Annotated in this window: 9 protein-coding genes and 3 pseudogenes; 8 read left to right on the top strand and 4 right to left on the bottom strand. The window is 54.5% G+C overall.

Annotation, left to right across the window (positions count from 1 at the left end; translation table 11 throughout):
- Positions 1-3: 3 nt before the first annotated feature.
- From ACXADZ_RS20870 to ACXADZ_RS20850, 5 genes and pseudogenes are all read left to right on the top strand, one after another.
- A pseudogene (locus ACXADZ_RS20870) lies at positions 4-150 on the top strand (IS6 family transposase); the annotation flags it as partial.
- A 114-nt stretch (positions 151-264) separates the two neighbouring features.
- A complete protein-coding gene (locus ACXADZ_RS20865; RefSeq protein WP_475199588.1) occupies positions 265-2,262 on the top strand; it encodes an alpha/beta fold hydrolase in 1,998 nt (665 codons plus the stop codon).
- A gap of 743 nt (positions 2,263-3,005) precedes the next feature.
- Positions 3,006-3,929: an N-acyl homoserine lactonase family protein gene (locus ACXADZ_RS20860; protein ID WP_475199585.1), complete on the top strand. Its 924-nt coding sequence runs from the start codon at positions 3,006-3,008 to the stop codon at positions 3,927-3,929.
- A complete protein-coding gene (locus ACXADZ_RS20855; RefSeq protein ID WP_475199582.1) occupies positions 3,926-4,321 on the top strand; it encodes a nuclear transport factor 2 family protein in 396 nt (131 codons plus the stop codon). The genes ACXADZ_RS20860 and ACXADZ_RS20855 overlap by 4 nt, the downstream gene beginning before the upstream one ends.
- Positions 4,308-5,861 (top strand): phytoene desaturase family protein, encoded by a 1,554-nt coding sequence (locus tag ACXADZ_RS20850; RefSeq protein WP_475199580.1) that lies wholly within the window; start codon positions 4,308-4,310, stop codon positions 5,859-5,861. The genes ACXADZ_RS20855 and ACXADZ_RS20850 overlap by 14 nt, the downstream gene beginning before the upstream one ends.
- Positions 5,862-6,008: 147 nt before the next feature.
- Here the strand turns inward: ACXADZ_RS20850 and ACXADZ_RS20845 are convergent, their stop codons facing one another.
- Positions 6,009-6,572 (bottom strand): Crp/Fnr family transcriptional regulator, encoded by a 564-nt coding sequence (locus tag ACXADZ_RS20845; protein WP_475199578.1) that lies wholly within the window; start codon positions 6,570-6,572, stop codon positions 6,009-6,011.
- Positions 6,573-6,649: 77 nt separating this feature from the next.
- On the opposite strand from ACXADZ_RS20845, the gene ACXADZ_RS20840 reads away from it, so the two are divergent.
- A complete protein-coding gene (locus ACXADZ_RS20840; RefSeq protein ID WP_475199575.1) occupies positions 6,650-7,219 on the top strand; it encodes a hypothetical protein in 570 nt (189 codons plus the stop codon).
- 8 nt (positions 7,220-7,227) lie between these two features.
- On the opposite strand, the gene ACXADZ_RS20835 is transcribed toward ACXADZ_RS20840, so the two are convergent.
- From ACXADZ_RS20835 to ACXADZ_RS20825, 3 genes and pseudogenes are all read right to left on the bottom strand, one after another.
- Complete coding sequence (locus ACXADZ_RS20835) at positions 7,228-7,728, bottom strand: ClbS/DfsB family four-helix bundle protein (RefSeq protein ID WP_475199572.1); 501 nt, start codon at positions 7,726-7,728, stop codon at positions 7,228-7,230.
- A 242-nt stretch (positions 7,729-7,970) separates the two neighbouring features.
- The gene (locus tag ACXADZ_RS20830) at positions 7,971-10,622 is read right to left on the bottom strand and encodes an AsmA family protein (protein WP_475199570.1); all 2,652 of its coding nucleotides are present in this window, start codon (positions 10,620-10,622) and stop codon (positions 7,971-7,973) included.
- 158 nt (positions 10,623-10,780) lie between these two features.
- Positions 10,781-10,999 (bottom strand): annotated as a pseudogene (locus ACXADZ_RS20825) (transposase); the annotation flags it as partial.
- A 164-nt stretch (positions 11,000-11,163) separates the two neighbouring features.
- Here ACXADZ_RS20825 and ACXADZ_RS20820 point away from each other — a divergent pair.
- Both ACXADZ_RS20820 and ACXADZ_RS20815 read left to right on the top strand, forming a co-directional pair.
- A complete protein-coding gene (locus ACXADZ_RS20820; protein ID WP_475199567.1) occupies positions 11,164-11,844 on the top strand; it encodes an IS6 family transposase in 681 nt (226 codons plus the stop codon).
- A 54-nt stretch (positions 11,845-11,898) separates the two neighbouring features.
- Positions 11,899-12,213: pseudogene (locus tag ACXADZ_RS20815) on the top strand (enoyl-CoA hydratase-related protein); the annotation flags it as partial.

Genomic DNA, 12,213 nt, shown 5'->3' with positions numbered 1-12,213 from the left:
GGGCAGGCTCTGAGGATTTTGTCTACGCATGACCAGATCAACCAGATCTTCCGCCCCCGCCGTTGTCAACTCACCGCAACTTCATACCGCCACGCCCGTTCCGATGCATTCAGCCTATTGGCCGACTACACCGATGAAATGGTGGCGTAAACCAGCCTCCGCCAAAGAAGCACAATCTGCCGCCAACAACTTGGCAATACCCTCTAAACTGACTAACTGTAGAATAGAGAAAGAGATTAAAAGATCGATATTTTCTGCCGCATTTTGGGTGTCATTACCGCCATAGCGATGCTGACCGGCTTTGCAAGCGCCGTTCATGCCGACACGGACTACGATGTCATCTCTTGTCCGCTTCAACTCACGTGGGACGGCGAGGTAGAGGGCGAGACCTTTGAATGCGGGATCGTCGCCGTTCCGGAGAGCCACTACGACCCGGATGGGCGGCAGTTGGAACTGCTCTTCCTGCGGCTCAACGCCACGACGCTGGCGCCGCGCTCTGATCCTTTGATCTATCTGTCTGGTGGGCCGGGCAGTTCTGCTTTGCACGAAGTGACGACCATCAAGCGCATCTTTGACAATATGGGCCCGGTGCGCGAGCGTCGTGACGTGATCTTTTTTGATCAGCGTGGCACCGGTCACTCTAACCTGCTGACCTGCGGCCCTGTTTCCGCCGCCATCAGCGTGATCGGCGAAACGATGGACTTGCCGGGCGCGACGCTTGAGGACCTTGCTGCACTCAAGGAACAAGGCGGCGTTGACCTTTACTTGATCAACGCCCTTTGCGCGGCCGCCTACAAGGCGGAAGGTGTGGATGTCGGCCGCTATAACTCGGTCGAAAGTTCCCATGACATTTCGGCACTTGCAACGGCTTTGGGATATGAGGGCGACTACAACCTGTACGGCACAAGCTACGGCACGCGGCTGTCCTTGAATGCCCTGCGAGAGACTCCTGAGCGGATCCGGTCCGTGATTTTGGATGGCGTCGCCGGCCCCGAGATTTCCGGCACCGCGCAAACCTCCACCAAAGTGCGCCATAGCTACGATACGATTTTTGAGGCCTGCAGCGCGGATGCGTTCTGCTCGGCTAAATACCCGGATATTCGCAACCGCTTTATTGCCGTGCTGGAAAACCTTGCGACAGAGCCTTTTGTGTTCGATCCGCCGCTTGTCGGTAATCCAATTGTACGGGGCCGCTTTCCGGTTCTTGATGAGATCACGCCAGAGTTTTTTGCCGATTTTGCGGCGCTCAACAACGGTATTCAGGGCGGCGGCTATGGCGCATTGCTCCCCGCGCTAGTTGTGGCGCTGGAGAATGGCGATGATGCCTATTTCCGCAAGGTGCTAGGCGGGGAGGCTCCGGAATTGACCCCGGCACCGACGCCCGCAACCATTGAAACCGCCTTTGAGGCCGATGACGGTTTCGCGGCCCCGACGCTCGAAATTCTGCACTCGATCGCCAATAACATGCCGACCCCGGGCGAAAGCAGCCTTGCGGTCGAATGGACGGTCGTCGTCGTCAATCACTTTATTGACGAATTGCGTCAGGGCGTGGACCAATCCACCATCATCGAAGATATGTTTGATTTTGGCATGCTGCGGGCAAACCGCGCCGATGCGGCGACGCTCAAGGCCTTTGCAGACACGCATCTCAGCCCCGAGCGTGCCCGTATCGCAAATGCGCTTGCGGATGCCATGACCACGAATGATCTGCGCAAAACAATGTGGGAAATCGAAGACATCGCACAGGAAATGAGCGGCTACGGAGAGCGCTCCGGCAACCCTGGAATGGCGGTGGCGATTCTCTATGGCATGAATTGTATGGAAGAGATCAATTTCACACCCTTGAGCTACGTGGAAGAGTTGATCGCCACAACCCCGTACCCCGGCGTGATCTTGCGTGACCTGCGCGATTACCGGCTGACCCAAGCCATCTGCGAGTTCTGGCCAAAGCCGTTCGAAGAGGCGGAGATCCACGCTCCGGTGGAAAGCGATACCCCCGCTTTGGTCATGACTCAGGGGATGGATACGCAAACGGCGGTTGTCTTTGGAGAGCAGGCGGCAAGCAGATTGCCGAACTCCTTCTACGCGGAATTTGTCAGCGAAGGTCACGTGATCCTGGGCCGTAGCCTCGACAGTTGTCCCAGTGATATCACCGCAGCTTTCCTCGACGATCCATCGTCAGAGCCGGATATGAGTTGTGCGAGCGGAGCCAATTACCAACTTCGTTTCGAAGGGCTGGAAGCCTTGTTCGCGCAAGAGTGAGACAGGTGTTGATCAGGTCACTTCGGTAGGAGGTGGCCCGTCTAGGTCAAACCTAATGTCCTGTCGGGATCAGTTGAGCACGACAGGATGATTGACTGAAGTCGCGACACGCGCTGGAGCCGCAAGTTTGTGAGACAGCGCATACTTACCTGCGGAGATCGTGCGAAGCCAATTGCAAAAAGGCGGTCGCTCGTCAGTTGACGGCAAGCGTCCCGAACCAGATTGGCATTGGCCGCTTTGTCCCTCGCTGGGTTGTCGGATTAAGCCGCGGCGAATTTACAGTTTGGTTTAGGTCCAAGCCACTCTCTCGAACTGCTGCTTCGGTGACATGTGCTGCGTCGCAACGACAGGCTTGCTTCATGGGCGAGAGAATGCTGCGCGAAGCGCGAAAATCGAATGGCGGTTTTGTCCGCAACTCGGTCGCTCGGGAAATTTCGATGAACGTCTGCAACGAGCCCATATCTGCTTTTTGTTGCGTATCGCACCAATGTTGGCTTCTTAGTCTCTCTCTTCGGAAAAACACAGATTTGACGATCCCTGCATCGCGAAGCCGACCACGAGGTGACAGAATGCTCGTTGGCCAAGCGGGGCAATGACTTAATGGATTTGCGTGAGTTTTGAGAGAGATCAATTCTGCCAATCCCTAAATGTGCCAAAGTCGTACCTGATATCGGATCTCCACACTCATTTAGCTTGCGAACACATCTAGATGTGTCCGAGCGATCCAATGAAGGGAGCAAGCTATGGAAACCACACAAGCGGATAAAGAACGTGCGTATCAAAACGCTGACGCACTCATCAGGTCCGTGCAGGTTCTCGATTGCGGGCACGCGGAACAGCACTGGGAACACCGGCACGGCAGTCCATTGCCCAAGCTTTGGTGGGTGTTCTTCGGGCGGCGCTGGGTGAAGCTGCCGCTCCAGGCCTTCCTGATTTCCCATCAGGACGGTTTGGTGCTGTTTGACACGGGAATTGACCCCGCCGTTCAATTGGACCGCAGTTATATCAAACAGGCCATCGGGCTTTTTTTGCTGCCGCGCATCTTTCGGCTGCACCTGACTGCGGAGGACCGCATCGATCATGTCCTTCGCAAATCCGACGTTGCGCCGGAGGAGATCAAGACGGCGATCATTTCGCACCTGCATTTTGACCACGTCGGGGGTATTCAACACATCCCGCAGGCTGACCTGCTGGTGAGCGCGGAGGAATGGTCGATCCTGTCGGAGCCACACCCGGAACAGGACTGGATCCTGCGAGAGCACATCGAAATCCCATCCGCGAAGTGGCAGCAGATTTCGTTTGTGCCCACAGACGACCCCCTGTTTGAGGGCTTCGAAGGCATCCATGACGTGGTCGGTGACGGCTCCATGATCTTGTTGCCGACGCCCGGCCATACCAAGGGCTCGATGTCTATGTTGATCCGGCAGGAGGGTTGGGATCCGATCCTGCTTGTTGCTGACCTCACTTACGAAGCATCGTTGATGGGGAAAGATGTGGTCCCCGGTGTTGGCGACGGTCCAACACTGCTGGCGTCCTATGCCAAGGTTCGGAAGCTACAAGAGCGCCTGCCTAATCTCGCGATCGTTCCTTCGCATGATTTCGGCGCGTCAGAGTTCATTGATCAAGCGACAGGTGTTGCACACGAACCTGAAAGTCTGCAGACATGACTGAAGATCATCCCGCTTTGGCTGTTCTGCAGCAGCTTGATACCAGAAACATAGCATCCTCTGCGCATCTCTTCGCCGAAGATGCCGTCTGGCACTACTCCAACCCCAATCTGCCGGACTTGAACGGCGACTATGTGGGACCGGCAGGCATAAGCACCTTTTTTGCCAATCTCGCAGAGAAATCCCAAGGGACTTTCCAGATAGAGCCCGTTTCGGCCACGCCCGTGGGGCCGGAACTGGTCGTTGTCCAGTCTCGCAACACGCTGACCTTCGAAGCTCAGATCATCACCGTGGACGTCGTTGTCGTCTGGCGCGTTGTCGAGGGGCGAATTCAAGAGGTCTGGGACATCGTTCCTAGTCAACCAACGGAGATTAAGCATGTCGGAGACTGAGAACACTGATTGGGACGCGATCGTCATAGGCTCTGGAATGGGTGGCATGGCAGCGGCAGCGGCCCTAAGCCAAGTCGGTCACAAGGTCTTGATGCTGGAGAAGCACTGGACGCTCGGAGGGCTCACACACAACTTCTCTCGCAATGGGTTCACATGGGATGTCGGCGTTCATTACCTGAGTGAAATGGCGCCGGGTGACCGCGCCCGGGCAGTTCTGGACTGGCTGTCCGACACCCCCATCGAATTTGCTCCCATGGGATCAATCTACGATACCCTCCATATCGGGTCGGCGGAACCTTTGTCCCTCTCGCGTCCTTACGAAGCGCAAGAGCGGGATCTCAAGGACCGGTACCCGGACGAAACTGAAGCCATTGAGGCTTGGACCCACGCAATGCGGTCGGGCTACAATGCGATGTACAAGATCTTTCCGACCCGGGCGATGCCGGAGCTCGCAGGTGACATGCTTGATTGGTGGAACAGGGCCACAATCTCGAAGTGGATTGCTCGTACGACGCAAGAGGTCATAGATGACCTCACCAGTAACAAAGAGCTAGCGGCCGTCATGTCAGCCCAATGGGGAGACCACGGCGGACGCCCCAGCAAAGCAAGCTTTGCCATGCATGCCCTGATTGCCGGCGCGTACCTGCCCAGCGGGGCATGGTATCCCGTGGGTGGGGCCAAGGCCTATGCCGAACACATCCTTCCAACCATCAAAAAGCGCGGCGGCGAAGCACGCGGAGGTATCCTCGTCACAGAGTTGCTGTTTGACGGCCACACCGTGGTCGGGGTGCGGACAGAGGACGGCACGGAGTTTCGCGCAAAGGTCGTGATTTCGGATATCGGCGCGCGTGAGACCATCGACAGCCTCTTGCCCGAGAATTGCGGGCACGAAGATTGGAAGGAAGAAATCCGTGCACTGCCCTCCAGCATCGCCCATTTCAATCTCTTCTTTGGCTTCGAAGGAGACATAGAGGCCGCCGGCGCCACGCGAGCAAACCACTGGTTTTACCCAACGGGCGAAACCGATGTTGTCTGGACGGATGCGCCAGACGGACCGCCGCCTCACATGGCTGTGTCCTTTGGCTCGCTCAAGAACATCGCGCATGATCCGGGACCACGCCAGACGCATGTGGGCCAAGCCATCTTCTGGGCGGATTGGTCCACTGTTGAGGAATGGGCAGACCGTCCAGCCGGTGCGCGAGGCGATGATTATGAAGCCTTCAAGAAGCACGCGGAAGACACTTTGGTGGCGCACTTCAAAGCCCAGTTTCCCGATCTGGCTAAAATGATCGTCTACCAAGAACTGGCGACGCCGCTGTCGACCGTCAGCTTCACCGGGCACCGCAAAGGTGCATTCTACGGTCTGGATGTGACACCAGAGCGGGTGATGTGCGATGGGTTGCGGGCGAAAACGCCGATCCCGGGTTTGTTTCTAGCAGGACAGGACGTCGCTAGCCCCGGCATTCCAGGGGCACTCTGGGGTGGGTTACTTGCCGCTGCCAGCGTTGACCCGCGGGTCTTCAAACACTTCCAGAAATGAGAATAGAAGGGCGCAAATCTGTAAGACTTCAAAATCGAAAACACTCCGGCGCATACCAGACATTTTCTCATTGCGCGGCGAACGCCTGACTCGAGCCCACATTGCCGGATGTTGCAGGATGCATAGCGGTCCGCCTTTTCTTGGTCTCTACCTAGCGCGTAGACGGCTCATCGTGACAGGCGTGATCCCCAAAAAAGATGCTATCAAGGAATGAGTGAAAATGTCTTCATAGCCGGGGAATGCTTGGCGGAACCAGCTCAGCCGCTCCGCCCCGCCAAGAGCCGCGAGACACCATTCGCGCTCCGCTTTTTCACTCAATGCGTCTCGTAGAATACCATTTGCCCAGTTTCGGATCGGTTCAAATTCAATCATCAGCTTTGTAAGCCGATCCGTATCGATCCAATAAAGCGAGGCCTCTTTGGTTGCCTGGATGGACACAAGGGACACTCCATCCCGCGTTCGCGCGATATTCGGCGTGACAACGCAAGGACCTACATGGAGCCCAACGCATACTTCCTTGCCTTCTTGGTCACAAATACTGCTGGCTAGGTACCCATCCAAAAGAATGAACTCATCTGATTCTGGTTGTCCTTGGTGGGCAAGACGCGCGCCTTTGTTCAAACCCTTACATCTCCATTGAGACGCAAAACCGTTTGCAAAACTCATATCAGACAGGTCAGGTGACTTTGCGAGAAACTTCCGTAGATCCATCTTGGTATGCCTTATCAAATGATAATGCGTGTGGCTTCACCCAAGGGCAACTTGGCACAGATCAAGGAGGTCCCAAAATGATTCACACACTTCTTTCAAGGTACATCGGATTTGCCGCCGTTGGCTGCGGTTTAATTGCTACGGTCATCTACGTGCTGATGCTAAGCGTCACGCTTGCCCACATCGAAGCTGTCTCGGGGCAGGTCCCATTCGACATGCGTCCACTGGGCTATCGTCCTAAAGACGCCGCGATGCTTCTTGAAGCCTTAGGCGCGGAAGGGCGCGAGTATTATCTCCGTTACCAGATCTCTCTGGATACATTTTACCCGGCTATACTCGCGGTGACTTTGATAGCCACGTTTAGCTGGTTTGGGCGACGTATGCCCGGCAGCAAGCTTGTTCGCGCTGGCATACTTCTATCGGTTGGCTGCGCCTTGTTCGATTACTTCGAAAACATAGGAATCGCGGCCATGATTTGGGGTTGGCCAGAGGTATCAAATGCGCTGGTGTATGCCGCCAGTACAGCCACAATTGTTAAATCGGCCTTGACAACTTTGGCTGTATTGCTTGCGTTTCTGATCGGGTTTCTTTGGGTGCGTCTTCCCAAAGGGGGCCTTTGTCCTCAAGGTCAGACGTACGGCCATTGAAACCGGCCTCATTTGGCGTTTCGCAACGCTTTTCGAATATAGTTGGTCGCGGAGCGGAAATGCGATGGGCCCGACGCCTCTGCGAACCGACCAAGCGTCCACCTACCGGTCCACTCGTACGCACCGCTAGTGTATAGCGTGTCATCTTCTTGGGCTGCAATAAACTGGCGCAACTTGTCACAAGCGGCCTCAAACTCCGAAACCAGAATTGCCCATGGCGTATTGTTACCTGTTGCGTAGAGCGGGGCGTTGTATTCTTTGAGCTGGTTCCATTTGTAACCTTCGGCGGGAACATGAACTTCGCGGCCCGCAGCGCCGTCTTCGTACCAACCGTGAAACATACCCATCCAGTGAGTGCGGTGCGCAATCACGCCCTTGATCGTAGTATCGTCATCTGGGGTCGACAAAGAGGCTTTTGCTTCGTCGACGCCATCGAGCGTCTTGCGGAGCTTGGCCAGGTCCTTATCGAAAACGGCAAGCAAATCGGTTTTGTTGGTTGCTGCTGGCATGTCTGAAGACTACGCAAAGGAAGAAATTGCATCATTGACGCACGTCAAGGTCGTCACGTTTCTGCGACAGCGCAATAGCAGACCTTAGTGAGTTGGCAACGAATAAGCGGTTTGTCCGCAGAGCGGTCATTGGCACCAGAGGCTGCGAACGGCAGTTCAGAGCCCAAAGCAGAAATTGCTTTTCGGAAGCAAAGTCTGCCTTTCTGAACTCTAGATTTGACTTCAACTGATCGCCTCCGCCACTACTGCAGTTGTAATATATCCGGAACGCAAAGTTTTCTTTTTACCGGCATTTTGTTCGCACCATCCGATCGTTTCAGTCTTTTTGGCCCGTCTTTGACTTTAATCTTCGGTTTGGCTAGCGGGCCCTTCAAGGTCACGGGCCAGGGGCTCTTCGACAGAGGTTCGCCAATCTTACGGGGCTGCAGATTTAGGTCCAAAACCTTGCCCGCAACATCAACACCGCCAAAGACGACAACTTGGACATGGTCTGTCTCCAATGTGGTTTGTTTCGTCGAAATACTCCCATTTGAGATACTAATCGGCGCACGCAAGCATACGATTGGAGCAACCTTTTGCTTCTCTTTGGTAAACACCCAAGGTAGCACCCCTAGCCCTGCCAGATCCAAAAGCTGCGTCTCGATCGAGCCATCACGCATTGAAACTGTGGCATTGCCGTTCATGCTGTTTGCAAAATGCTTCGGTGAATCGGTTCCGCCGGTCACCGAAAAATCTGCATAAATCGTACCGCTCGCACCCTTTTTGAAGTTCAGGTTGTGAAGAATGTCATCCAGCTGCCAACCGCCCGCTTTGCCGGTCAACGTGAGTAGATGCGCGTCGTTTGATAGATCCATCTGCCCGCTGACGTCGAAATGAGCCCCTCCATATTCGAACTTCAAAGGTCCGGCCTTGAGCTCATTTTCGTTGAGCGTCAGTTCGCTCTGCAAACTGCTGATGCCCTTGGCGCCTTCGATGTGCCGAAGGTCAACGTCGACATCCATATCCATACCGGACAAGAGAATTGAACGCCCGATAGGTTTAAGCGTTACATCTCTTAACGCACCTTGGCCGCCCTCTTCTTCTTGCTTAGCTTCTTTCTCTTCCGGCTCTGGGCCGCCAATTTTCCGCAATTGTGCGGCAGCCTGAACAATAGTTCGGATCTGATCTATCTTTATCAGGTCACTCTCAATGGAACCCTGCAGCACCGGGTCGCTTGTTGCATCATCAAGATCGGCCATAATCTGCAAGATAGAGTCGGCGACCTCAACATTAGCACTGGCGTTCCAATCGGTGCCTTCGCTAACGAGGTTGATTTCAAGGCGAGCCTGCCCGGTTTCCACACGTTCAAGTGATAGTGCCTCCAAAAGGTCTGCCCCGGATGGGACTGCGACGTCAATTGCCAAATCCAGGTCCTCGAATTTGAGTACATTTTTGACAGTGCCATGCACTTCAAGGTTCCAGACGTCTGTATCGCTTGTCTTTCCATCCAAATTCGTCAGCGAAAGCTGATTGATGTCGCCGTTCAAATGGAAGTCACCGGAAAACCTGCCAAGCTGGTCGTCTGGTCCCAACAATTCTGGCGAGATCAAACTGCTTGCCGGTATGTCGATTAGGCCTTCTGCTGATATGCCTTGCAACTGAAGCGCGTCATCGACCGAACCGTTCAAAATGATAAACGGATCGGCTGGTTTCCCAATTCTAAGGTTGATGTTTCCGACTTTTAAGGCGCCTTCTGGTGTTCTGGAAAGCTCGGAGAACTTAATCGGGGGCGGGCCTTCGCCGGACGTGTCCAACGTTAAACCGTTGGTCTTAATAACCATTTGTCGCTGCGGCACCTGCCCAGGCACGCTGTCGATAACCATGTCGACTGCGATAAGTTTAAGATCATATCGCGATGCGGCAGGGGCTGGCTCAGCATCTTCAGGGTACAACCGAATGCGGGTTGTCAACGATACGTCTTCCGGGTTACCCAATTCTCCGATCTGCCCCGTCAGCGACAGGCTTTGCCCGCCATCTAATTCCGCCAATACAGATAGGTCATCAATCCGTGCTACGCCGTCGACTGATGTGAACGTTGCGCCAATATTCCCTGTACCTTCCAAAACGCGGCTCAGCTTCAGGATATCGAGAAGCTGGCCAAGTTCGGCAACCTCTACGGTCGTTGCCACTTGCAGACCGCTGTCTTGAGGGACTTCCTCGGCGACAATCGAAATCTGTTCGAAGTTCACCGCCAACCGAAACGGGTCCTCCGTGGGGAATGTCGCGTTCAGATCAAACCTCTCTCCGTTCAGCGAACCGGCCCCGACTGCCGTCGCAACATCGGTTTCCGTATCACGCTTTAAGAGCAGCTCAGGAAGCTGAAGGTCCAACTCAAGTCCGTTTAAATCGTTCTGATAAAGAATGGCGATATCAGTCAGATCAATTTTGCGGTCCGTTAGAATTCCGGCCAACAGCGGCGTCGGGGAATTTGCAGGTTTCCCGGCTTCAGCTTCCGTTTGGGAAATGGACTGCCAGTTTCCGGAGCCGTCTTTGTCTGTGATTAGGTTCAGATGAACTCCTGAGAGTGAAAGACCACTCAGTGACAGTTTATTGTTCCAAAGGTCGCGCGCGGAAACTTCAAACTCGATCTCATCGATTGCTGCAAGTTTCACACCAGCATTCGGAGAACCGGGTAATTCCAGCCCTGCCGCTGACACCTGCAATTGCCGGCCGATACCCAGACGCACTTCATCTTCAATTCTAACCTCCTGGCCAAGTTTCTTAGAGATCAGGTTTTCGACGAAAGCAGTCCTGACCGAGGAAAACAACGCAGAAGACAGGAAAAGCCAAGCTGCAAACACAGCGGCAAACGCGACAGCGCAACAAATCAAAATACCTTTTGCAACGTATCGCACGTTCTTCTCCTAAAATTCCGATTCATCCAATGGGAAGCCTAGACCATTTAACTACTAAATTAACGGAATATATGGTCGGTAGATGATCTGAAATCTGAATGATCTTGACTATATTGCTGATATTCTAGCGTGTTTTGTCGAACCGCCAGGGTCAGGACTCATAGCCAATAGATAACGAGTGCCGCGAGGGCGATTGCTGACAGGAAGACCTTTGGGCACCTGTCGTAGCGGCTTGCCACAGGCCGCCAATCCTTCAACCCGCCGAACATGATCTCGATCCGGTTGCGCCGTTTGTAACGACGCTTGTCGTACTTAACCGGTTTCTTCCGCTGCTTCCGGCCGGGGATGCAGGCGCGTATCCCTTTGTCTTTCAACGCCCTGGACCTCAATACTCGTGTTGCTGAGGGTCGAACGTCCGAGCCCACGCAAGCTGTCAGTGTCGTGAACGCCCTCAGGGGCTCTGTTGCAAAGATTTAGCTGTTGACGTGCTAGGGTTTAGCGCATGAATGGCGCTCGGTCCCAACTAGTCGAGAGGCAGCTCATGATCTCCTTCAAAGGTGCACAATATCCCAAGGATGTGATCCTATTTGCTGTGTTCTTCTACCTTCGATACGGCGTGTCGTACCGTGACCTTGAAGAAATCATGTCCGAGCGTGGCGTTGCCATAGATCACACGACGCTGAACCGTTGGGTGGCAAAATACGCTAGTGCAATTGCCGATGTCGCACGCAGGCGAAAGGGACCGTGCGACCGTTCCTGGAGAATGGACGAGACTTACATCAAGGTGAAAGGAGCATGGGTTTATCTCTATCGAGCTGTCGACAAGCACGGCAAGACACTTGATTTCATGCTTTCGCAGCGTCGAAACAAGCCCGCCGCCACCAAATTCTTTGCGCGGATGCTGGAGGTCAACGGCCTTCCGAGAAAGATTGTCATCGACAAAAGCGGAGCTAACACGGCTGGCATCAAAGCCATAAACAGGATGCTGAAAGGCTTTGGCTGCCCGATCCAAATCGAGATGGTCAGGCGGAAGTATCTGAATAACATCGTGGAACAGGACCATCGCTTCATCAAGAGACGAACTCGGCCGATGTTAGGGTTCAAGGCCTTCGCATCAGCGGCGGCTACATTGGACGGGATTGAAGTGGCACACATGATCCGCAAAGGTCAGCTAACGCCCGGACTCTGTCCGTTTCGCCAATTTGCAGAACTGGCGGCATAAGCCGCAGGTTCGGTTTCACCTCTCCGGTCAGTAAGAAACTTTGCAACAGATCCTGAAGGCAATGCCCGCCGTGTCTTCATGTCCGCCAGGATATTCAGCGCATCTGAAGCCTCCGAACTTGGTATCGTAAGTCGCGCCGTAAGTGCGGAAGATCTGGATGGTGCCATCGAAGCCGAAGTTGCACCTTATCTCTCCGTCGCACCTATAGCGGTCGGAGCTGCAAAAGCGCTTGCCCGATCGCTTGGCTCGCACATCGATGCCGCGGTAGTTGACGACACTATTCGTCGCCTAGCAGACACGTGGGAAGGGGAAGAAGCCCGACATGGCATAGCGGCGTTTCTGGAAAAAAGCAAAGCCCGGTGGACGTAA

The organism is Ruegeria sp. ABM4_193, assembly GCF_056158705.1.
This window is presented reverse-complemented; position numbering and strand designations above follow the sequence as displayed.

Coding starts and splice junctions, on each gene's coding strand:
- ACXADZ_RS20835 (WP_475199572.1), bottom strand. CDS start 7,728: ATGCCAGCAGCAACCAACAAAACCGATTTGCTTGCCGTTTTCGATAAG.
- ACXADZ_RS20855 (WP_475199582.1), top strand. CDS start 3,926: ATGACTGAAGATCATCCCGCTTTGGCTGTTCTGCAGCAGCTTGATACC.
- ACXADZ_RS20820 (WP_475199567.1), top strand. CDS start 11,164: ATGATCTCCTTCAAAGGTGCACAATATCCCAAGGATGTGATCCTATTT.
- ACXADZ_RS20840 (WP_475199575.1), top strand. CDS start 6,650: ATGATTCACACACTTCTTTCAAGGTACATCGGATTTGCCGCCGTTGGC.
- ACXADZ_RS20850 (WP_475199580.1), top strand. CDS start 4,308: ATGTCGGAGACTGAGAACACTGATTGGGACGCGATCGTCATAGGCTCT.
- ACXADZ_RS20845 (WP_475199578.1), bottom strand. CDS start 6,572: ATGGATCTACGGAAGTTTCTCGCAAAGTCACCTGACCTGTCTGATATG.
- ACXADZ_RS20860 (WP_475199585.1), top strand. CDS start 3,006: ATGGAAACCACACAAGCGGATAAAGAACGTGCGTATCAAAACGCTGAC.